Source organism: Streptomyces sp. NPDC028711, assembly GCF_055565415.1.
The window spans coordinates 76,127-96,355 of the sequence record NZ_JBVHUJ010000004.1; the positions used below are offsets into that span (position 1 = coordinate 76,127).

Below are 20,229 nucleotides of genomic sequence, written 5' to 3' on the forward strand. Positions count from 1 at the left end.
CTGAGGCAGGATGCGCGAATGAACGTGGACATGGAAAGCGGTGTGGCCGAGGCCATCGAGCGGGAGTTGCAGTTGATGAGCCCGGCCGTGCGGTCGTCCAGGGCGCGGGTGGACCAACTCCTGGATCCGGAGTACGTGGAAGTGGGTGCCTCGGGGCGTCGGTGGGACCGCCAGTCGATGGTCTCGTCGCTGCCGGACATGCAGGGCGCGGCCGAGGACGGCCCGCAGTACGTGCCCACCGAGATGACGGGCACCGTCTTGGCGCCGGGGATCGTGCACCTGACGTTCGAGACCGTGATCGACGGCAGGCGGGCCCGGAGGAGCTCGATCTGGCGGAAGACGGATGACGACTCCGGGTGGCGCATGTACTACCACCAGGCCACGCCGGTGCCGGACGACGCCTGAGGCCGCGCAACCTGGTCCTCAAGCACCGGCTCCTCGACCGGCTTCTCCACCGGATGCCGTGACGATCTCCCGTGCCATCGTCACCAGCGCCCCGGTCGCCGGGTGCGGGAACGCGTCTCGCCAGGCCAGGACCACCGGCAGGGGTGGCGCGTCGGGCAGGGGGCGGTAGGTGACGCCCGGGTGCGGGTGCAGGGCCGCGGTGGACGCGGACGAGACGCCGACGCCCCGGCCCGCCGCGATGGCCGTGAGCCAGTCGTCGGTGTTGGCGACGGTGACGGTGGCCGCCGGGCGGGTGGCGGGCGGCCAGAGCGTGAGGGTGGTCGTACCGGAGACGGTGTTGAGGACGACGGTTCCGCCGGCCAGGTCGTCGAGGGTGAGCCGCGTCCGGTCGGCGAGCGGACTGTCGGAGGGGACGGCCGCGACCCGTTCCTCCGTGGTGAGCTCCTCGGTGACCAGGCCCGGCGCCTCCACCGGCCCCCTGAGCAGCGCCGCGTCCACCTCGCCCCGGGTGAGGCCCGCGGTGCGGTCGTCGATGCGGAGGAGTTCGAGCGGGGTCTCGGGGTGTGCGTGCTGCCAGCGCCGGAGCAGGGGAGTGGTGTACGGGCCGAAGGCCGACCAGGCGTGCCCGAGGCGCAGGGGGCGGTGGCGGAGCCGCGCCGGGTCGACGGCGGCGTCGAAGGCGGCGAGGGCGGCCTCGGCCCGGCTCTGGAAGGCGCGGCCCTCGGCGGTGAGGGCGAGGTGGTGGGTGGAGCGGTCGACGAGCCGGGCGCCGAGGTGCTGTTCGAGGGAGGCGAGCGTGCGGGAGACGGCGGGCTGGGTGAGGTGGAGCCGGGCGGCCGCCCTGGTGAGGCTGGATTCCTCGGCGATGGCGAGGAAGCAGCGGAGGTGGCGTAGCTCGATGCTCATGCGTCGGGAGCATAACCGCAGGGCAATCGGCATTTCCGGCGCCGCGCGGGGACTCGTAGCGTGAGAAGGGAAGTCAAGGGTCCGGTTATTCGGCAGTGCATTGTGCTGCACTGTGAGTACAGTAGGCTGAACTTAGTGCGTGACAGTCGTGAGAGTACGGAGGAGAGATCGGTGGACAGTCCGGTCAAGGAGGTGACCCCGGCGGCGGCCGTGGCCGGTGCCGAGTCGGCGGGCGCCCCCGCACCGGGGTGGGCCGGTCACCGGTTCGGGCCCGTGGCGCTCGTCGTCGCGGGCGGGCTCTCCGTGCAGTTCGGCTCCGCCGTCGCCGTCCTTCTCATGCCGCGCGCCGGCGCCCTCGGGGTCGTCACCCTGCGGCTCGTGCTCGCCGCGGCCGTCCTCCTGATCGTCTGCAGGCCCAAGGTGCGCGGCTACGGCCGCGCCGACTGGGGGACGGTCGTCGCCTTCGGCACCGCCATGGCGGGCATGAACATCCTCTTCTACCAGGCCGCCGACCGGATCCCGCTGGGCGCCGCCGTCACCCTGGAGGTGCTCGGCCCGCTGATGCTCTCCGTGATCGCGTCCCGCCGGCTCATGAACCTGCTCTGGGCCGGACTCGCCCTCGGCGGTGTCGTCCTCCTGGGCGGCGGCGGCTTCGACCGCCTCGACCCGCTCGGCGCGGCCTTCGCGCTCGCGGCGGGCGCGATGTGGGCCACGTACATCGTGTTCAGCGCGCGTACGGGCCGGCGCTTCCCGCAGGCGGACGGGCTGGCGCTCGCGATGGCCTTCGGCGCCGTCCTCAGCCTGCCGTTCGGCATCGTGGAGGCGGGCGACAAGCTCCTCGTACCGTCGACGATCGGCCTCGGCCTCGCCGTCGCGCTGATGTCCTCGGTCCTGCCGTACACCCTGGAACTCCTCGCCCTGCGCCGCCTGCCGGCCCCCACCTTCGCGATCCTGATGAGCCTGGAACCGGCCATCGCGGCAGCCGCCGGCTTCCTCGTCCTCAGCCAGGCCCTGTCCGCCCTCGACGCCCTCGCCATCGCCCTCGTCATAGCGGCCAGCATGGGCGCGGTCCGCAGCCAGGTCAGGGGCGCGCCGTAGGGGAGGTGCGGCCGCCCCTGGGGCCCGCACCGCCCCGCGGGGAAGGCCCCCTAGGATCCGCGCATGATCGCTGAACTGCAGTGCGTCGTCATCGACTGTCCCGCGCCCCGCGAGCTCGCGGAGTTCTATCAGGCCGTACTCGGCGGGGAGGTCGACCGGCCGGACCGGCGCTGGTCCCTCGACGAGGCCTGGTCCACGCTGCACACGCCCGGCGGGCTCGTCCTCTGCTTCCAGGGCGTCGCCGACCACCGCCCGCCGGCGTGGCCGGACCCCGAACGCCCCCAGCAGTTCCACCTCGACTTCGGCGTCGCGGATCTCGACGCCGCCCATGAGCAGGTCCTGGCGCGGGGCGCGACCGTCCTGGACGAGGGGGGCGGTACGCGGAGCTGGCGCGTGTACGCGGACCCGGCCGGCCACCCGTTCTGCCTGGTCGGTTGACGCAGAGGCCCCACGAGGCGCTGGGGCGAAGCGCGTGTGCATGCGCGTGTACGTACCCCTGACCCTGCGCAGCCTCCAGCGCTACTACCTGCACACCGAAACGGCCGGACGCGTGGCAGCGGCGCCCTTTCCACCGCGGGTCAGACGCGTTCCTTCCGTGCCGAATCGCACCTGCCGTGAGCCCACCGCGTCGAGACGCTGGCCAGAGTGTCAAAGTTCCGTCCCCTGCTTTGTACGCATACGGATACAGACGCGGCGGGGGGAGGGGGGAATAGGCTGAGCCCGTAATCAGCGCGATACGCCGTGGGGCGGCGAAGCCCTCCGGGATCAGCTCGAAGCGCACCACCACGCCTGAGTCGTTCCAGGTCACGGTGTCCCCGAACCCCCTGCGCAGGGCGCGGACTTGGCCCGTACCGACCCGGTCGTCTCTCATCCCTGCATAACGTTGATCCCGGCCGGACACCCCACGTCGCGTCGTGGCGTTGTGTCCTTTTCTCCCGCAACGGCGCGCGACAGGAGCCGGAGGACATGCGAACCGAACGGCTCGAAGCCCAGTGAGAGGACTGTGAATGGTGACTACGACTCGCGGCGGGGACAGGAGCACGCAACGCCCGCAGTTCGAACTCCGTGTCGGAGGGCTGCACGTGACCGTCCAGCGTATCCCTGGATGGCTCGTCGCCCTGGTCACCACGGCCACCGGGGCGGTGGGGACGTGGTGGGCGCAGCAGTAGTCCCGGAGTCTTCGCCCCGAGGGCCGGGAATCCGTTCCGCCATGTCAGGCACCGCCCCGGTCCGGTGGCGCGGGGCCGCCGTAAACGGGGCGGGGTTTACGGAGCGGCTGGTAGCTCCGGTGGGTGAAGGGGGATCGTTTCTCCCCTCACCGTTCGGGTGACAGCCGTGCCGCTCGCGCGGCCGGGGCGGACACACTGACCTCCGTCGGAAACAGAAGGTGCCACCCGGAGGAGCGATCTCATGAAGTACCTCGGAAAGGTGTTGGTCACGGCCGTCGCCGCCTCCGCCGTCCTGTGCGGCGGGTTCTCGACGACCGCTCAGGCGGCGCGCGGATCCTTCACCTACCACGTGGACGGGTGGAGATACCACAAGCCCGACCCTCAGGACGATCACTGCTACAACATGCCGGGCCAGGCCAACGAGCTGTCCAACCACACCGACCGAACAGCCGCGCTGTTCCACGGTACGGACTGCCGTATCGGTGACGTGGTGACGTTTCTCGAGCCCGGTCAGTGGGCGCCTGACCACTTCTACTCGGTGAAGTTCCTGAGTTCCTGAGTTCCTGAGTTCCTGAGTTCCTGAGTCCCTGAGTTCCCGAGCTCCTGAGCCCGTGAGCACCTGAGATCCCGAACCCGCCCCCGAGCCCTGAGGCGAGGGGGCACTGACCCGATTCCGTCGATCATTGGCCGCCGGGGCGGTGGAGAGCGGTCGGGGCGTCCGTGGACCATGGGGTGTTCGTGGGCGTACGAGAGAGGGGGCCGACCGTGGCTCTGGAGATGCGGGACCGGTGCGAGCGCTGCGAGACGGCGGCCCTGACGCCTGACGGGCCCGCGCGGATCTGTTCGTACGAGTGCAGCTTCTGCGTCGCTTGCGCCGACGCCATGGCGTCGGTGTGTCCCAACTGCGGCGGCGAGCTGGTGCCCCGGCCGCGTCGCGTCGGTGCCTAGGGGATGGGCGTCGTACGGAAGGGGAGCCGCGCGGTGGTGGGTGCGGTGGCCGTCGCCGCCGTCCTGTGAGCGGCTGCTCGTCGCGCGACGACGAGCAGGCCGAGGCGTGGCGGTCGGACTACTGCACCAAGGTGGGGCTCTGGCAGAAGGCGAGGGACGCCGCGGGCCCCGACGGGGCCGCCGATGTCGATGTGCTGGGCCGCTCGGCGGTCATCGCCGCCGGAGTGCTCGACCGGGAGGGGCTCGGCCGGGACGGCGGCGACATCATCGACGACACCTCGCTCGCGGTCACGGCCGGGGACGAGGCGGCCGAGTCGCGGGTGGTGGCCTACTGCGACGCGGAGGGTTTCGAGACGCTCGTGCGGTAGGCCCGGGGCTTCTCCGGGCCCGTACCCGCCTCCAGAACTAAAGCAAGCGCGCTTGATTGTTTCTGGCGTCGCTGTCATGCTCCTCGGCGAAGGCCCGTGAACGCCCGTCCCCCGAGGGGAGCGCACCGTGTCCGACCCCGTCGCCGTGCTCGACGACCTGCGTGACGAGAGTGGCGAACTCGACCGGCTGGTCGGCGAGTTGAGCGAGGAGCGATGGGGGGCGCCCACCCCCGCGTCCGGCTGGACCGTCGCGCACCAGATCGCGCACCTCGCCTGGACCGACCGCGCCGCGTTCCTCGCCGCCACCGACGCCGAGGCCTTCGCCGCCGAGACCGAGAAGGCGCTCGCCGCCCCCGAGCGCTTCGTCGACGAGGGCGCGGAGGAGGGGGCGAAGCTGCCGCCCGCCGAGCTGCTCGCCCGCTGGCGCGAGGGCCGCGAACGGCTCCAGGCGGCTCTGCGCGCGGTGCCCGCCGGGGCCCGGTTCCCCTGGTATGGGCCGCCGATGAGCGCCCCCGCCATGGCCACCGCCCGGCTCATGGAGACCTGGGCGCACGGCCAGGACGTCGCCGACGCCCTCGGGGTCGTCCGCGTGCCCACCGCCCGCCTCCGGCACGTCGCCTGGATCGGCCACCGCGCCCGCGACTACGCCTACCTCGTACGGGGCCTCCCCGCGCCCGTAGAACCCTTCCGGGTCGAACTCCTCGCGCCGGACGGGCAGCTGTGGACGTACGGGCCCGAGGGCGCCGCCCAGAAGGTCACGGGCCCCGCGCTCGACTTCTGCCTTCTCGTCACCCAGCGGGTCCACCGCGACGACACCGCCCTCGTCGCCGAAGGACCCGACGCCACGCACTGGCTCACCATCGCCCAGGCCTTCGCGGGCCCGGCGGGACCGGGCCGCGCTCCCGAGGGGGCCTGATGGTCCTCCGTATCGGCAACGCCTCCGGCTTCTACGGCGACCGCTTCGACGCCGTCCGCGAGATGCTCACCGGCGGCGGGCCCGGCGGCGAACTCGACGTCCTCACCGGCGACTACCTCGCCGAACTCACCATGCTCATCCTCGCCCGCGACCAGCTGAAGGACCCGGCCGCCGGATACGCGAAGACCTTCCTGCGCCAGATGGAGGAGGGCCTCGGCCTCGCCCACGAGCGCGGGATCCGGATCGTCACCAACGCCGGCGGCCTCAACCCCGCCGGGCTCGCCGACGCCCTGCGCGCCCTCGCCGCGAAGCTCGGGCTGCCGACCCGGATCGCGTACGTCGAGGGCGACCGGCTGCCCGCCACGGACGGCGCCCTCGCCGCCCACGCCTATCTCGGCGGCGCCGGGATCGCCGCCTGCCTCACCGCGGGCGCCGACGTCGTCGTCACCGGCCGCGTCACCGACGCCGCCCTCGTCACCGGGCCCGCGCAGTGGCACTTCGGCTGGGGCCCCGAGGAGTACGACAGGCTGGCGGGCGCGGTCGTCGCCGGGCACGTCCTGGAGTGCGGCACCCAGGCCACCGGCGGCAACTACGCCTTCTTCCGTGACCACGACCCGGAGGTCCTCCGCCGTCCCGGCTTCCCGGTCGCCGAGCTCCACGCGGACGGCAGCGCCGTCATCACCAAACACCCCGGCACCGGCGGCCTCGTCGACATCGGTACGGTCACGGCCCAGCTCCTGTACGAGACGGCCGGCGCCCGCTACCCCGGCCCCGACGTCACCGCCCGGCTCGACACCGTACGGCTCACCCAGGAGGGCCCCGACCGGGTCCGGATCGACGGCGTACGCGGTGAGGCACCGCCCCGGACGCTCAAGGTCGGGATCAGCAGGCTCGGCGGCTTCCGCAACGAGGTGGTGTTCGTCCTCACGGGCCTCGACATCGAGGCCAAGGCCCGGCTCGTGCGGGACCAGATCGAGGACGCCCTCGCGACGTCCCGCCCGGCGGAGGTCCGGTGGGAGCTGGCCCGGACCGACCGGCCCGACGCCGACACCGAGGAGACCGCGAGCGCCCTCCTCCGGCTCGTCGTCCGTGACCCCGGCCCCGAGGCCGTCGGCCGGGCACTCACCGGCGCGGCGATCGAACTGGCCCTGGCGAGCTACCCCGGCTTCCACGTCACCGCCCCACCCGGAAGGGGCGCCCCCTACGGCGTCTGCGAGTCCGCGTACGTACCGGCCGCCGAGGTCCCGCACACGGCCGTGCTCCCGGACGGAACCCGTAGGGAGATCCCCGTACCGCCCCGGACGTCGGAGCCGGCGCCCGTACCCGAACCGGACCTTCCCGAGCCGCTCCCCGACGGGCCCGCCCGGCGCGTGCCCCTCGGCCGGATCGCGGGCGCCCGCAGCGGCGACAAGGGCGGCGACGCCAACGTCGGCGTCTGGGTGCGGACGGACGAGGAGTGGCGCTGGCTGGCCCATGCGCTCACGGTCGACAGGCTGAGGGAACTCCTCCCGGAGACCGCCGGGTTGACCGTCGCCCGGCACGTCCTCCCGCGGCTCCGCGCGCTCAACTTCACCGTCGCCGGGATCCTCGGCGAGGGCGTCGCCTCCCAGGCCCGCTTCGACCCCCAGGCGAAGGCCCTCGGCGAGTGGCTCCGCGCGCGCCACATCGACGTACCGGAGGGGCTGCTGTGACCGCCGCCGTACCCGACCACGTACCGGACGTGCTCCTGTGACCGCCCCCGTACCCCACCACGTACCGGACGTGCTCCTGTGACCGCCCCCGTACCCCACCACGTACCGGAGGGACCCCTGTGACCGTCCTCGCCTCCGCCCTCGACACCGGCGGACCCGACTACCGGAGCAACCGCGCCGCCATGCTCGACAAGCTGGCCGCCCTCGACACCGAGCACGCCAAGGCCCTCGCGGGCGGCGGCGAGAAGTACACGGCCCGGCACAGGAAGCGCGGCAAGATGCTCGCCCGTGAGCGGGTCGAGCTGCTCGTCGACCCCGACTCGCCGTTCCTCGAACTGTCACCGCTCGCCGCCTGGGGCAGCGATTACACGGTCGGCGCCTCCCTGATCACCGGGATCGGGGTCGTCGAGGGCGTCGAGTGTCTGATCACCGCCAACGACCCGACCGTGCGCGGCGGCGCCTCCAACCCGTGGACGCTGAAGAAGGCTCTGCGGGCCAACGAGATCGCGTACGCCAACCGGCTGCCCGTGATCTCGCTCGTCGAGTCCGGCGGCGCCGACCTCCCCTCCCAGAAGGAGATCTTCATCCCCGGCGGGGCGCTCTTCCGCGACCTCACGCGCCTCTCCGCCGCCGGCATCCCCACCGTCGCGGTCGTGTTCGGCAACTCGACGGCCGGCGGCGCGTACGTCCCCGGGATGTCCGACCACACCGTGATGATCAAGGAGCGCTCGAAGGTGTTCCTCGGCGGTCCGCCGCTCGTGAAGATGGCGACGGGGGAGGAGAGCGACGACGAGTCCCTCGGCGGTGCCGAGATGCACGCCAGGACGTCCGGGCTCGCCGACCACTACGCCGTCGACGAGACCGACGCGATCCGCCAGGCCCGCCGGATCGTCGCCCGCCTCAACCACCGCAAGGCGCATCCCGATCCGGTCACCGGAGAGCCTCCGAAGTACGACGAGGACGAACTCCTCGGGATCGTGCCCGGCGACCTCAAGACCCCGTTCGACCCGCGCGAGGTGATCGCCCGGATCGTCGACGGCTCCGACTTCGACGAGTTCAAGCCGCTGTACGGGCCCAGCCTGGTGACCGGCTGGGCGAGCCTGCACGGCTATCCCGTCGGCGTCCTCGCCAACGCGCAGGGCGTCCTCTTCGGCCCCGAGTCGCAGAAGGCGGCGCAGTTCATCCAGCTCGCCAACCAGCGGGACATCCCGCTCGTCTTCCTCCACAACACCACCGGCTACATGGTCGGCAGGGAGTACGAGCAGGGCGGCATCATCAAGCACGGCGCCATGATGATCAACGCGGTGTCGAACTCCCGCGTCCCCCATCTGTCGGTCCTCATGGGAGCGTCGTACGGCGCCGGGCACTACGGCATGTGCGGCCGGGCGTACGACCCCCGGTTCCTGTTCGCCTGGCCGAGCGCCAAGTCCGCCGTCATGGGCCCGCAGCAGCTCGCCGGGGTCCTGTCGATCGTGGCGAGGGCGAGCGCGGTCGCCAAGGGGCAGCCGTACGACGAGGAGGCCGACGCCGGTCTCCGCGCCCTGGTCGAGGCGCAGATCGAGTCCGAGTCGCTGCCGATGTTCCTCTCGGGGCGGCTCTACGACGACGGGGTCATCGACCCCCGCGACACCCGCACGGTCCTCGGACTGTGCCTCTCCGCGATCCACACGGCACCGGTCGAGGGCGCGCGCGGCGGCTTCGGCGTCTTCCGAATGTGAGGCACCTACGTTGACCACCTCCGAGGCACCCCCGCTGATCACCTCCGAGGCACCCCGGCTGATCACCTCCGTCCTCGTCGCCAACCGGGGCGAGATCGCCTGCCGTGTCTTCCGCACCTGCCGTGAGCTCGGCATCGCCACCGTCGCCGTGTACTCCGACGCGGACGCCGGCGCCCTGCACGTCCGGGAGGCCGACGCGGCCGTACGGCTGCCGGGGGCCGCGCCCTCGGAGACGTACCTGCGCGGCGACCTGGTGGTGAAGGCGGCGCTCGCGGCGGGCGCGGACGCCGTCCACCCCGGCTACGGCTTCCTCTCCGAGAACGCCGCCTTCGCACGGGCCGTGCTCGACGCGGGGCTGGTGTGGATCGGGCCGCCGCCGGAGGCGATCGAGGCGATGGCCTCGAAGACCCGGGCGAAGCAGCTCATGGGGGCCGAGCCGCTCACCGAGGTCACCGAGGGGGACCTTCCGGTCCTGGTGAAGGCGGCGGCGGGCGGCGGCGGCCGGGGCATGCGGATCGTACGGGAACTGGCCGATCTGAAAGGCGAGTTGGCGGCCGCGTCGGCGGAGGCGGCGAGTGCCTTCGGGGACGGGGAGGTCTTCGTCGAGCCGTACGTGGAGAACAGCCGGCACGTGGAGGTGCAGGTCCTCGCGGACGCGCACGGCGCCGTCCTGCTGCTCGGCACCCGTGACTGCTCGCTCCAGCGCCGCCACCAGAAGGTGATCGAGGAGTCGCCCGCCCCCGGCCTGCGCACCGACGGGACCGGTGAGCTCCACGCGCGCGTGAGGGAGGCCGTGTCGCGGGTCGGGTACGTGGGCGCGGGAACGGTGGAGTTCCTCTACGAGGACGGCCGCTGGCACTTCCTGGAGATGAACACCCGGCTCCAGGTGGAGCACCCGGTGACCGAGGCCGTGTACGGCGTCGACCTCGTCGCCCTCCAGATCGCCGTCGCGGAGGGCGCGCCGCTGTCGTCCTGTGTGCCGGAGGAGGTGACGGAGACCGGTCACGCGGTCGAGGCGCGGCTCTACGCCGAGGACCCCGCCACGGGCTGGACACCGCAGACGGGTGTCCTGCACCGGTTCGAGTTCCCGGCCGGGCCCGGCGTCCGCGTCGACACCGGGTACGCCTCGGGGGACACCGTGCCGGTGCACTACGACGCCATGCTCGCCAAGGTCGTGGCGCACGCGCCGACGCGTGCCGAGGCCGTGCGCAAGCTGGCCCACGTCCTTGAACGGGCGGTGATCCACGGGCCCACCACCAACCGGGACCTGCTCGTCGCCTCGCTGCGGCACCCGGAGTTCCGGGACGTCGACCGGCTGGACACCGGGTTCTACGGGCGGAACCTGGAGGCGCTGACCCGCCCCCGGGACGGCGAGGCGTACGCGGCCGTCGCCGCCGCGCTCGCGGAGGCCGCCGGGGCCGGAGGCAGGTTCGGCGGCTGGCGGAACCTTCCTTCGCAGGACCAGGTGAAGGCGTACGGGGAGCACGAGGTCCGCTACCGGCCGAGCCGGGGAGGCGGGTACGAGGTCACGGCCCCGGAGGGCGTGCGGGTCGTGTCGGCGGAGCCCCGTCGCGTACGCCTGGACATCGCCGGTGTCGTACGGGACTTCGACGTCGCCCGGTACGGCGAAGCCGTCCACGTCGGCGCGCACCGGCTCACCGCCCGCCCCCGCTTCCCCGACCCCGCCGACCAGCGGGAACCCGGCTCCCTGCTCGCCCCCATGCCCGGCACCGTCGTCCGGGTCGCGGACGGCCTCGCCGTCGGCGACCGGGTCGCCGCCGGGCAGCCGCTCCTCTGGCTGGAGGCCATGAAGATGGAGCACCGCGTCATCGCCCCCGCCTCCGGCACGCTCACCGCGCTCCACGCCGCCCCCGGCCGCCAGGTCGAGGTCGGTGCCCTGCTCGCCGTCGTACAGACCGATGTCTCGACCGAAGCACAGGAGGAAGACCCCGTATGAGCACCGACATCGAGCCGCAGGAACACACCGAACTCCGCGCCGCCGTCTCCGCGCTCGGGCGGCGCCACGGCGCCGGTTTCGACCGGGCGGCCCTGTGGGCGGAGGCCGGGAAGCTCGGCTACCTGGGCGTGAACCTGCCCGAGGAGTACGGCGGCGGGGGCGGCGGCATGGCCGAACTCTCCATCGTCCTGGAGGAGGCGGGCGCCGCCGGGGCGCCGCTCCTGATGATGGTCGTCTCGCCCGCCATCTGCGGCACGGTCATCGCCCGCTTCGGTACGGAGGAGCAGAAGCGGTCGTGGCTCCCGGGCCTCGCGGACGGAACGAAGACGATGGCGTTCGGCATCACCGAGCCCGACGCGGGCTCGAACTCGCACCGCATCACGACCACCGCGACCCGTACCGAGGAGGGCTGGGTCCTCAACGGCCGGAAGGTCTTCGTCTCCGGCGTCGACATCGCGGACGCGACCCTGATCGTGGGCCGGACGTCCGACGCCCGTACCGGCAACCTCAAGGCCTGTCTCTTCATCGTCCCGCGTGACACCCCCGGCTTCGGGCGCCGCCACATCGAGATGGAACTCGCCGCCCAGGAGAAGCAGTTCGAGCTGACCCTCGACGACGTGCACCTGCCGGCGGACGCCCTCGTCGGCGACGAGGACGCGGGCCTCCTCCAGCTCTTCGCGGGCCTCAACCCGGAACGGATCATGACGGCCGCCTTCGCGATCGGCATGGGCCGGTACGCGCTCGCGCAGGCCGTGACGTACGCGAAGGAGCGCCAGGTGTGGAAGGCGCCCATCGGCTCGCACCAGGCCATCGCCCACCCCCTGGCCCAGGCCCACATCGAGCTGGAACTGGCCCGCCTGATGATGCAGAAGGCGGCGAAGCTGTACGACGCGGGCGACGACCTGGGCGCGGGCGAGGCGGCGAACATGGCGAAGTACGCGGCCGCGGAGGCGTGCGTGAAGGCCGTCGACACCTCCGTGCACACCCTCGGCGGCAACGGTCTCACCAAGGAGTTCGGCCTGGCCAGGCTGATCACGGCGTCCCGGGTGGCGCGGATCGCCCCGGTCAGCAGGGAGATGATCCTGAACTTCGTGTCGACCCACTCCCTGGGGCTGCCGAAGTCGTACTGAGGGAGGGCGGGGGCGGGCCGGCGTCTCGATCTGCTGACGGAGAGGCGCCGTTCGTGAACGAACTGTGTACGATCTCGCCACTTCGTACACGCGCAGTTCACGCTTCCCGGGAGAGACGTACGTGTATCCGCCCCCGCATTCCCACCCGTACGCGCCTCCGCGACGCCGCTGGTGGCAGCACCCCGCGCTGATCATCGTCCTGCTGGTGATCTTCCCGCCCGGGGGCATAGCCCTCGCCTGGACGAGCCTCTGGAAGCAGTCGCAGAAGATCGTGGCGACCGTGCTGTCCGGCCTGTGGTTCCTGCTGCCTTTCCTCGTCCCCTCGGCGGACGAGACGAAGGACGACGCGAAGGCGGCGCCGAAGCCGTCGGCGACGGCCTCTGCGACGCCCAGCCCCACCGCGACCCCGACGCCGACCCCGACTCCGAGCCCGACCCCGACGGTCGTGGCGATGCCCCGCCTCGTCGGGGGCAGTTACGCGGACGCCGAGCGGTTCATCTCCGAGAATCTGGGCCGGGCCTACGGCGCCTACAAGGACGTCGACCTTCCGGCCGACTACGACACCTGGACGGTCTGCTTCCAGCGCCCGGACGCGGGTGCCGCCCTCGCGTCCGCGGTGCCGGTGGTGTACCTGACGGGGCCGGGCGTCCCCTGCCCGAAGTCGCCGAACGAGGTGCTGCGCAAGCCGACTCCGAAGCCCGCGCCCACCACGCGGCGGCCGACGCCCACTCCGGAGCCGATGCGCACCCGTGCGCCGGAGCCCACGCAGGACGCCGACGAGGGCACGACCGGCGGCGACAGCGTGTACTACCGCAACTGCACGGCCGTACGGGACGCCGGAGCCGATCCCATCCGCGCGGGCGAGCCCGGCTACGGCAGCCACCTCGACCGTGACGGTGACGGCGTGGCCTGCGAGAACTGACGGGCCCGAGAGCCCACCGCGGGCCCCGTCTCCCTGTCGAGGGGAGCCGGGGCCCGCGCCGTCAGCTGATGTGGTCGTACTTCCAGCCCGACGCGACCTTGACGCGGGCGCTGAAGGTGGACGTACCGCGCAGGCCCGTGGCCGTGTAGCGGTACACGTCACCGGCCGGGGTGACGGCGACCAGGTCGGCGCGGCCGTCGCCGTTGATGTCACCGGGTCCGGCCAGGTGCGCGTAGCCGTCCCAGCCCTTTCCGATGAGGACGCGCGTCGCGAACGGCGCGGTGGCCGAGCCGGTGCCCGGGTGCACGTACAGGGCGGCGCCGTCCCGGGTGACGAGGTCGGGGCGGCCGTCACCGGTGATGTCCCCGGCGCCGACCAGGAGGTCCGTCTGCCAGCCGGTGGCGACCTTCACGCCCGCGCCGACGCGCGGCGGGTTCTGGTACTTCAGGCCCGGGTGGAGGAACAGGGCGCCATACGGGTCGAGACCGAGGATGTCGGCCCTGCCGTCGCCGTTGACGTCACCGACGGAGACCGTCTCGGCGTACTTCTGGTAGAAGTCCGCGCTGGTGGACACCTCGCCGCCGCGGTCGCTCATCAGGCCGGGGTTGTACGAGGTCAGCACGTTGGCCCGGTCGGCGGAGTCCAGCGCGTGGGTGCTGGTCATCCGCCAGTGCTCCTGGCCGTACGCCCCGGCCTGGCCGTACTGCTTGGCCGCGGTCAGGGTGCCGTTGGTCAGCGTCCCGTAGGTGTAGGCGGTGCCCGCCGCGTTCACGGTGAAGAGGCTGTGCTTGCCGAAGGCGGGGACGCCGCCCTGGCCGAGGTAGTACGAGAGGTTCTGGCCGCCACCGCCGAAGTACGTCCGGGTCGTGAACGTGCCGCCGCCCGCGGAGAGGTACCGGTAGAACGCGCCGCTGTGCGTGCGGGCCAGCAGGTCGGCCCTGCCGTCGCCGTTGAGGTCGTCGGCGCCGATGACCTGGTTGTAGTCGTTCCAGCCGCCGCCGACCCTGACGCGGGGCTTGAAGGGGACGGTGGCGGAGCCGGTGCCCTTGTAGAAGTAGAGGTCGCCGGCCGGCGTTTTGGCGACGAGGTCGGCGATCGTGTCGCCGTCGACGTCGTTGGCGCCGACGAGCTGGTCGTAGGCCTGCCAGCCGTCGCCGATCCTGATCCGGGACTTGAAGGGGCCCGTGTAGTCGACGACGCTGCCCTTGCCGACGTACAGGTAGAGCGTGCCGGAGGGGGTACGGGCCAGCAGGTCCTGGAACCCGTCCTTGGTGAGGTCTCCGGGGGCGAGGACCTTGTTGTAGATCTGCCAGCCGTTGCCCTGCCAGACGGCCCCGCGGTCGGTGGCGGTGGGGCTCGTGGTGGCGTGCAGCCGGAGCGAGCCGTCGGAGCGGAGGGTCAGCAGGTCCGGGGTGTCGGTGCCCCAGAGGTCGTCCGCAGGCAGGATCTCCATGCCGTCGGCGCCCTCGGCGTCGTCATGGCTGATCGTGAACGGCGCGCTGGTGCCCGTCTTCGACAGGACGATCGTCAGCTTGCCGGTGGCGGCCGAACGGTAGATCCGGTCGCCGCGACCGTCACCGTCCAGGTCGAACCGGGGCTTCGCGGCGGCGGTGGCTCCGGCGGGGGCGGCGACGGCGGTGGAGACCGGTCCTGCGGACACCAGGCCCACGGTGAGGGCGAACGCCGTGCAGGCCGCGAGCCGATGGCTTCGGCGCGGGCGGTGCGTGTGGTGCAAAGTCCCTCCTGGGACGTGGCGGGGGAAGGGGACCTTGAGGCAGGGGTCCCGAAAACGTCCGGATCGTAAGGCCTGCGGGCGCCGGAAATGAAGATCTTTCGCGTACAACCTTTTCATCGGACCGCCGATCCGGTATCGGGCCCGTACAACCCCGGTCCGCGCGCCCCCTCGAATCAGGCATGCATGCTTGTTTCTTTCGGTGAAGTGCTGCCAAGGTCTTCTTGAGCCGTACCGGCCGCGCTCCGAGACCGAGAGTTGAGGGACCGCACATGACCCTGGTCGCCGTCACCGAGGAGCGGGGGATCACCACCCTCGCCCTGGACTCCCCGGCCACCCGCAACGCGCTCTCCGCGCCGCTCGTGACCGAACTCGCCGACGCGCTCGCCGCCTGCGGCAAGGACCCGGCGGTCCGGGCGGTGGTCCTCACCCACACCGGGACCACGTTCAGCGCGGGCGCCGACCTGAAGGCGCCGCCGAGCCCGTACGTCTTCGTGGACCTGCTCCGACAGGTCGTCGAGCTGCCGAAGCCGGTCGTCGGCCATGTCACCGCGGGCGGTCACACCCGGGCCGGCGGCCTCGGGCTGCTCGGCGCCTGCGACATCGTGGTGGCCGGGGAGGGCGCGGACTTCGCCCTCACGGAGGTACGGATCGGCGTCGCGCCCGCCGTCATCTCCCTCACGCTCCTCCCGAAGCTGGAACCGCGCGCGGCGGCCCGCTACTACCTGACGGGGGAGCGGTTCGGCGTTCCCGAGGCCGTCGCCCTGGGCCTTGTGACGGCGGGCGAGGAGGACCTGCCCGGCATCCTCGACTCCCTCCGCGCCGCCTCCTCGCAGGGCCTGCGCGAGGCGAAGCGGCTGGTCAGCGCTAGAGTCCTGGAGACCTTCGAACGCGACGCGGAGGACCTGGTGCGGACCTCGGCCACGCTCTTCGCCTCCGCCGAGGCGCGCGAGGGGATGACGGCCTTCCTCGAACGACGGGACCCCGCATGGCGGCTCTGACCGCACCCAAGCCGGACCGGAACCCCAAGCAGGACGGGAATCCCAGGCCGGACCGGAACCCCAAGCAGGACCGCAGCCGCGCCACCCGGCAGCGGCTGCTCGAGGCCGCCGTGGCCTGCCTGGCCGAGCACGGCTGGGCGGGGTCGACGGTCGCCGTCGTCGCGGAACGGGCCGGGGTGTCCCGGGGCGCCGCCCAGCACCACTTCCCGACCCGCGAGGACCTGTTCACGGCGGCCGTCGAGTACGTCGCCGAGGAACGCTCCCAGGCCCTGCGCGCCCTCCCGGCCGACAACCGCGAGGAGGCCGTCGCCGGCATCGTCGGCCTCTACACCGGCCCCCTCTTCCGGGCCGCCCTCCACCTGTGGGTCGCCGCCGCCAACGAGGACCAGCTCCGCGACCGGGTCGCCGAGCTGGAGGCCCGTGTCGGCCGCGAGTCCCACCGGATCGCCGTCGAGGTCCTGGGGGCGGACGAGTCCCGGCCGGGCGTACGCGAGACCGTGCAGGGCCTCCTGGACATGGCGCGGGGTCTGGGCCTCGCCACGCTCCTGACGGACGACCGCGCCCGCCGGGAACGGGTGGTGTCCCAGTGGGCGCGGCTCGTGAACGAGGCGTTGCTTCCTTAGACGCCCGGGATCTCCCGCGCCTGGAAGGCCGCGCGTACGGCGCTCGCCGCCGACGTGCCGTACATCTTCTGCGCCGTCTCGACCGTCTTGCGGGCCGCGTCGGCGAAGCTGGTGTCGGGCGCGAAGCCGAACTGCGCGTTCACGATGATCCGGTCGGCGGTCCGCGCCCCGAGGGACGTGCGGATGTCGAGGAGCGCCCGGGACCAGATCTCGCCGTCGGCGTGGACCTCGCCCTCCCGGTCCGCGTACGTCTTGGTGCCGTCGAGGCGGCGCAGGCAGTGCGGGGCCTCGCTGTAGCCCGTGGCGTCCCAGTCGGCGACGCAGGCCTGGTCGGCCTTGAGCGGCCAGCCGTACTTCTCGATCGCGTGCGTGCCGACGGCCACGGCCAGGTAGTCGCCGAAGGCCTCGCCGATCGCGCCGGACTCGGCGGTCGTGCCGAAGCCGGGGACCTGGGCGTGGTGCACGGCGTGGCCGTACTCGTGGACGATGACCTCGGCGTCCTCGGCGTCGTCCACGCCGCCCTTGCCGAAGCGGATCTCGGCCTTCTTGTCGGTGAAGTACGAGTTGTCGGCGCCCCACTGGTTGAGCCGGACCGGCTGCACGCGGTCGTTGGCCCCGGGCAGCTCGGTGCCGAAGCCGAGGCCCTGGAGGTACTCCTGTGCCTCGTTGACCCAGAAGTACGCCATGACCTGCTCGAACTGGTCGTCGGAGCGGTTGTACGCGGTGGCGCCGGCGATCGTGGCGGGCTTGCCGGTCTCCGAGCGGACGTCGGCCCACCGGCCGGAGAGGCCACCGCTCGCGTCGAGGTTCCGCAGCGTGACGAGGGCGTACGCGGAGGCGGGGACGTCGCTCACCGCGTCCTTGTGGTCGGTGAGCGACTGGTCGCCGGTGGACTGGACCGGGTTGACCATGAAGACACGCGCCTGGGGGAGCGAGGCGGCGGAGGCTCCGGCCGACGGGAACAGCGCGGCGGTGGCGACGGCCGTGGTGGCGACGGCCGCGGCGACCAGGCCACGAGAGGTGCGGCGGGTCATGGACATCCTCCTGCGATGGGATGCTGCGACGGGAAGCTTGGCGTGTACGCACCACGCGGTGGCGGCGATCTTCGCGCACGCCCGGCACTTTGAACAGACCCGGAGGCGGATGCGCCGGACGTGACCCGGGCCACAGTCGATCTCCGGGGCCCGCAGTACTCTGGTCGCATGCCTACGCTCGTACGCCGTCGCCACGTGGACTTCGTCCGCGTCACGAGCATGAGCTGTCGCCGCTCCGCCTGACCCTCCCGGGCGCACCACCACCGCGCCCCCTGGGTCCCTCGTCCGAGCCCAAGCCGACCGGCACCCGTGGCCCCCGCCCCACCCTCGGCGGCCGCCCCGGGCACCCGTAGACCCCGCGGATGCACCCATGACGAACAGCTCGTACCCGTCCCAGCTCCCCATCGTCGACCTCTCGGCGGCCGACCGTGACCCCCAGGCCCGGAGGCTCCTGCGCGCGCAGCTCCACTCGGCCGCCCATGACGTCGGCTTCTTCCAGCTCGTCGGGCACGGCGTGACCGAGGCCGAGACCCGGGCCCTCACCTCCGCGATGCACGCCTTCTTCGCGCTGCCCGAGGCCGACCGGCTCGCCCTCGACAACCTCAACTCGCCGCACTTCCGCGGCTACACCCGCATCGGCGACGAGCGCACCCAGGGCGCCCGCGACTGGCGCGACCAGCTCGACATCGGCGCCGAGCGCCCCGCGCACCACCCCGCGCCCTGGGAGGCCCCGTACTGGTGGCTCGAAGGCCCCAACCAGTGGCCGGCCGCGCTCCCCGAGCTGCGCACCGCCGCCCTGCACTGGATCGACCGGCTCAGCGGCGTCGCCGAGCGGCTCCTTCACGAGCTGCTCGCCTCGATCGGGGCGCCCGCGGACTTCTACGACGACATCTTCGGCCCGCGCGCCCACCCGCAGCTGAAGCTGGTGCGCTACCCCGGCAGCAGCGGCGAGGGCGACGACCAGGGCGTCGGCGCGCACAAGGACTACGGCTTCCTCACGCTGCTGCTCCAGGACCAGGTGGGCGGGCTCCAGGTCCAGCGGGAGGACGGGAACTTCCATGACGTGCCGCCGCTGCCGGGCGCGTTCGTGGTGAACCTGGGCGAGCTGCTCGAGGTGGCCACGAACGGCTACCTCCTCGCGACGAACCACCGGGTGGTCTCGCCGCCCGGGGCGACGGAACGGTTCTCCGTCCCCTTCTTCTACAACCCGCGGCTCGACGCCCGGATCGCGCCGCTGGCCTTCCCGCACGCGGCGACGGCGCCGGGCGTCACGGCCGACCCGGCGAACCCGCTGTTCGCGGAGTACGGGTTCAACGCCCTGAAGGGCAAGCTCCGGGCCCACCCGCTGGTGGCGGCACGCCACCACGCGGAGCTCCTCCTGCACCCGGACGGCCGCCCGACCCAGCCGAGCCCACAGGCCCAGCTGGTCTAGCGGCCCGTTCGTCGGAGTGGGCGGGGCGGGGCGTTCATCCGCCCCGCCCTCCATCCGCTAACCGACGATGTCCCCGTACCCCTCGATGTCGCGCGGGTCCCGCTTGCCCGGGCCCGTGTAGCGGGCGGACGGGCGGACCAGGCGTCCGGTGCGCTTCTGCTCCAGGATGTGCGCCGACCAGCCGGCCGTACGGGCGCAGCTGAACATCGACGTGAACATGTGCGCCGGGACCTCGGCGAAGTCGAGGACGATGGCCGCCCAGAACTCGACGTTCGTCGCCAGGATCCGGTCGGGGCGCCGGCTGTGCAGCTCCTCGAGGGCGGCCTTCTCGAGCGCGGCGGCCACCTCGTAGCGCGGGGCGTCGAGCTCCTTGGCCGTACGGCGGAGCACGCGCGCGCGGGGGTCCTCGGCGCGGTAGACGCGGTGGCCGAAGCCCATCAGGCGCTCGCCCTTGTCGAGGGCCTGCTTGACGTACGCGGTGGCGTCGCCGGTCCGCTCGATCTCCTCGATCATGCCGAGGACGCGCGAGGGCGCGCCGCCGTGCAGCGGGCCCGACATGGCGCCGACGGCGCCGGAGAGGGAGGCGGCCACGTCGGCACCGGTGGAGGCGATCACGCGCGCGGTGAACGTGGACGCGTTCATGCCGTGCTCGGCGGCGGAGGTCCAGTAGGCGTCGACGGCCTTGACGTGCTTCGGGTCGGGCTCGCCGCGCCAGCGGATCATGAAGCGTTCGACGACGGACTCGGCCTTGTCGATCTCGCTCTGCGGGACCATGGGCTGGCCCTGGCCGCGGGCGGACTGGGCGACGTACGAGAGGGCCATGACGGCCGCGCGGGCGAGGTCGTCGCGGGCCTGCTCGACGGAGATGTCGAGGAGCGGTTTGAGGCCCCACACGGGCGCGAGCATGGCGAGCGCGGACTGGACGTCGACGCGGATGTCGCCGGAGTGCACCGGGATGGGGAACGGCTCGGCGGCGGGGAGTCCGGGGTTGAAGGCGCCGTCGACGAGGAGGCCCCAGACGTTGCCGAACGACACCTGACCGACGAGGTCCTCGATGTCGACGCCGCGGTAGCGGAGGGCGCCGCCTTCCTTGTCGGGTTCGGCGATCTCCGTCTCGAACGCGACGACGCCTTCGAGGCCGGGTACGAAGTCGGACATCAGGCGGCTCCTCTATCGATG

20 protein-coding genes are annotated in these 20,229 nt (G+C 72.6%); 16 read left to right on the top strand and 4 right to left on the bottom strand.

What is annotated here, in order from left to right:
- Nucleotides 1-30 precede the first annotated feature (30 nt).
- Nucleotides 31-405: a nuclear transport factor 2 family protein gene (locus tag ACZ4VK_RS14740; RefSeq protein WP_468352210.1), complete on the top strand. Its 375-nt coding sequence runs from the start codon at nucleotides 31-33 to the stop codon at nucleotides 403-405.
- Between the two features lie 18 nt (nucleotides 406-423).
- Here the strand turns inward: ACZ4VK_RS14740 and ACZ4VK_RS14745 are convergent, their stop codons facing one another.
- Nucleotides 424-1,311 (bottom strand): LysR family transcriptional regulator, encoded by an 888-nt coding sequence (locus tag ACZ4VK_RS14745; protein ID WP_468352212.1) that lies wholly within the window; start codon nucleotides 1,309-1,311, stop codon nucleotides 424-426.
- A gap of 171 nt (nucleotides 1,312-1,482) precedes the next feature.
- On the opposite strand from ACZ4VK_RS14745, the gene ACZ4VK_RS14750 reads away from it, so the two are divergent.
- The 12 genes from ACZ4VK_RS14750 to ACZ4VK_RS14805 all read left to right on the top strand — a co-directional run bounded on the left by ACZ4VK_RS14750 (nucleotide 1,483) and on the right by ACZ4VK_RS14805 (nucleotide 13,228).
- Nucleotides 1,483-2,409 (top strand): EamA family transporter, encoded by a 927-nt coding sequence (locus tag ACZ4VK_RS14750; protein WP_468352214.1) that lies wholly within the window; start codon nucleotides 1,483-1,485, stop codon nucleotides 2,407-2,409.
- A 63-nt stretch (nucleotides 2,410-2,472) separates the two neighbouring features.
- Nucleotides 2,473-2,847 carry a VOC family protein gene (locus ACZ4VK_RS14755; protein ID WP_468352216.1) on the top strand — a complete coding sequence of 125 codons (375 nt, stop codon included), beginning with the start codon at nucleotides 2,473-2,475 and terminating at the stop codon, nucleotides 2,845-2,847.
- A 569-nt stretch (nucleotides 2,848-3,416) separates the two neighbouring features.
- Nucleotides 3,417-3,578, top strand: coding sequence for a hypothetical protein (locus tag ACZ4VK_RS14760; RefSeq protein ID WP_468352218.1), 162 nt, complete (start codon nucleotides 3,417-3,419; stop codon nucleotides 3,576-3,578).
- Between the two features lie 241 nt (nucleotides 3,579-3,819).
- Nucleotides 3,820-4,137 (top strand): hypothetical protein, encoded by a 318-nt coding sequence (locus tag ACZ4VK_RS14765; RefSeq protein ID WP_468352220.1) that lies wholly within the window; start codon nucleotides 3,820-3,822, stop codon nucleotides 4,135-4,137.
- Nucleotides 4,138-4,343: 206 nt separating this feature from the next.
- Nucleotides 4,344-4,526 (top strand): DUF1272 domain-containing protein, encoded by a 183-nt coding sequence (locus tag ACZ4VK_RS14770; protein ID WP_468352221.1) that lies wholly within the window; start codon nucleotides 4,344-4,346, stop codon nucleotides 4,524-4,526.
- 65 nt (nucleotides 4,527-4,591) lie between these two features.
- On the top strand, nucleotides 4,592-4,894 hold the full coding sequence (locus tag ACZ4VK_RS14775) for a hypothetical protein (RefSeq protein WP_468352223.1): 303 nt from the start codon (nucleotides 4,592-4,594) through the stop codon (nucleotides 4,892-4,894).
- A gap of 127 nt (nucleotides 4,895-5,021) precedes the next feature.
- On the top strand, nucleotides 5,022-5,810 hold the full coding sequence (locus ACZ4VK_RS14780) for a TIGR03084 family metal-binding protein (protein WP_468352225.1): 789 nt from the start codon (nucleotides 5,022-5,024) through the stop codon (nucleotides 5,808-5,810).
- On the top strand, nucleotides 5,810-7,501 hold the full coding sequence (locus ACZ4VK_RS14785) for an acyclic terpene utilization AtuA family protein (RefSeq protein WP_468352227.1): 1,692 nt from the start codon (nucleotides 5,810-5,812) through the stop codon (nucleotides 7,499-7,501). The genes ACZ4VK_RS14780 and ACZ4VK_RS14785 overlap by 1 nt, the downstream gene beginning before the upstream one ends.
- Nucleotides 7,502-7,620: 119 nt before the next feature.
- The gene (locus ACZ4VK_RS14790) at nucleotides 7,621-9,219 is read left to right on the top strand and encodes an acyl-CoA carboxylase subunit beta (protein ID WP_468352229.1); all 1,599 of its coding nucleotides are present in this window, start codon (nucleotides 7,621-7,623) and stop codon (nucleotides 9,217-9,219) included.
- Nucleotides 9,220-9,277: 58 nt separating this feature from the next.
- A complete protein-coding gene (locus tag ACZ4VK_RS14795; RefSeq protein ID WP_468353276.1) occupies nucleotides 9,278-11,176 on the top strand; it encodes an acetyl/propionyl/methylcrotonyl-CoA carboxylase subunit alpha in 1,899 nt (632 codons plus the stop codon).
- A complete protein-coding gene (locus tag ACZ4VK_RS14800) occupies nucleotides 11,173-12,306 on the top strand; it encodes an acyl-CoA dehydrogenase family protein (RefSeq protein ID WP_468352231.1) in 1,134 nt (377 codons plus the stop codon). The genes ACZ4VK_RS14795 and ACZ4VK_RS14800 overlap by 4 nt, the downstream gene beginning before the upstream one ends.
- 121 nt (nucleotides 12,307-12,427) lie before the next feature.
- Complete coding sequence (locus tag ACZ4VK_RS14805) at nucleotides 12,428-13,228, top strand: excalibur calcium-binding domain-containing protein (RefSeq protein ID WP_468352233.1); 801 nt, start codon at nucleotides 12,428-12,430, stop codon at nucleotides 13,226-13,228.
- Nucleotides 13,229-13,289: 61 nt separating this feature from the next.
- Here ACZ4VK_RS14805 and ACZ4VK_RS14810 read toward each other — a convergent pair whose 3' ends face one another.
- On the bottom strand, nucleotides 13,290-14,888 hold the full coding sequence (locus tag ACZ4VK_RS14810) for an FG-GAP repeat domain-containing protein (RefSeq protein ID WP_468352234.1): 1,599 nt from the start codon (nucleotides 14,886-14,888) through the stop codon (nucleotides 13,290-13,292).
- Between the two features lie 344 nt (nucleotides 14,889-15,232).
- Here ACZ4VK_RS14810 and ACZ4VK_RS14815 point away from each other — a divergent pair, with 344 nt between their 5' ends.
- Together ACZ4VK_RS14815 and ACZ4VK_RS14820 are read left to right on the top strand one after the other, a co-directional pair.
- Nucleotides 15,233-15,961: an enoyl-CoA hydratase family protein gene (locus ACZ4VK_RS14815; protein WP_468352236.1), complete on the top strand. Its 729-nt coding sequence runs from the start codon at nucleotides 15,233-15,235 to the stop codon at nucleotides 15,959-15,961.
- A complete protein-coding gene (locus ACZ4VK_RS14820; protein ID WP_468352237.1) occupies nucleotides 15,949-16,584 on the top strand; it encodes a TetR/AcrR family transcriptional regulator in 636 nt (211 codons plus the stop codon). The genes ACZ4VK_RS14815 and ACZ4VK_RS14820 overlap by 13 nt, the downstream gene beginning before the upstream one ends.
- Here ACZ4VK_RS14820 and ACZ4VK_RS14825 read toward each other — a convergent pair.
- On the bottom strand, nucleotides 16,581-17,618 hold the full coding sequence (locus tag ACZ4VK_RS14825; protein ID WP_468352239.1) for a M4 family metallopeptidase: 1,038 nt from the start codon (nucleotides 17,616-17,618) through the stop codon (nucleotides 16,581-16,583). The two genes, ACZ4VK_RS14820 and ACZ4VK_RS14825, sit on opposite strands and share 4 nt — an antisense overlap.
- A gap of 370 nt (nucleotides 17,619-17,988) precedes the next feature.
- Between ACZ4VK_RS14825 and ACZ4VK_RS14830 the strand changes: the two genes are divergently transcribed.
- Nucleotides 17,989-19,050 (top strand): isopenicillin N synthase family dioxygenase, encoded by a 1,062-nt coding sequence (locus tag ACZ4VK_RS14830; protein WP_468352241.1) that lies wholly within the window; start codon nucleotides 17,989-17,991, stop codon nucleotides 19,048-19,050.
- A gap of 57 nt (nucleotides 19,051-19,107) precedes the next feature.
- On the opposite strand, the gene ACZ4VK_RS14835 is transcribed toward ACZ4VK_RS14830, so the two are convergent.
- The gene (locus tag ACZ4VK_RS14835; protein WP_468352243.1) at nucleotides 19,108-20,208 is read right to left on the bottom strand and encodes a citrate synthase 2; all 1,101 of its coding nucleotides are present in this window, start codon (nucleotides 20,206-20,208) and stop codon (nucleotides 19,108-19,110) included.
- Nucleotides 20,209-20,229 lie beyond the last annotated feature (21 nt).

Coding starts and splice junctions, on each gene's coding strand:
- ACZ4VK_RS14815 (WP_468352236.1), top strand. CDS start 15,233: ATGACCCTGGTCGCCGTCACCGAGGAGCGGGGGATCACCACCCTCGCC.
- ACZ4VK_RS14760 (WP_468352218.1), top strand. CDS start 3,417: ATGGTGACTACGACTCGCGGCGGGGACAGGAGCACGCAACGCCCGCAG.
- ACZ4VK_RS14800 (WP_468352231.1), top strand. CDS start 11,173: ATGAGCACCGACATCGAGCCGCAGGAACACACCGAACTCCGCGCCGCC.
- ACZ4VK_RS14745 (WP_468352212.1), bottom strand. CDS start 1,311: ATGAGCATCGAGCTACGCCACCTCCGCTGCTTCCTCGCCATCGCCGAG.
- ACZ4VK_RS14765 (WP_468352220.1), top strand. CDS start 3,820: ATGAAGTACCTCGGAAAGGTGTTGGTCACGGCCGTCGCCGCCTCCGCC.
- ACZ4VK_RS14755 (WP_468352216.1), top strand. CDS start 2,473: ATGATCGCTGAACTGCAGTGCGTCGTCATCGACTGTCCCGCGCCCCGC.
- ACZ4VK_RS14835 (WP_468352243.1), bottom strand. CDS start 20,208: ATGTCCGACTTCGTACCCGGCCTCGAAGGCGTCGTCGCGTTCGAGACG.
- ACZ4VK_RS14825 (WP_468352239.1), bottom strand. CDS start 17,618: ATGACCCGCCGCACCTCTCGTGGCCTGGTCGCCGCGGCCGTCGCCACC.
- ACZ4VK_RS14830 (WP_468352241.1), top strand. CDS start 17,989: ATGACGAACAGCTCGTACCCGTCCCAGCTCCCCATCGTCGACCTCTCG.
- ACZ4VK_RS14740 (WP_468352210.1), top strand. CDS start 31: ATGGAAAGCGGTGTGGCCGAGGCCATCGAGCGGGAGTTGCAGTTGATG.
- ACZ4VK_RS14820 (WP_468352237.1), top strand. CDS start 15,949: ATGGCGGCTCTGACCGCACCCAAGCCGGACCGGAACCCCAAGCAGGAC.
- ACZ4VK_RS14785 (WP_468352227.1), top strand. CDS start 5,810: ATGGTCCTCCGTATCGGCAACGCCTCCGGCTTCTACGGCGACCGCTTC.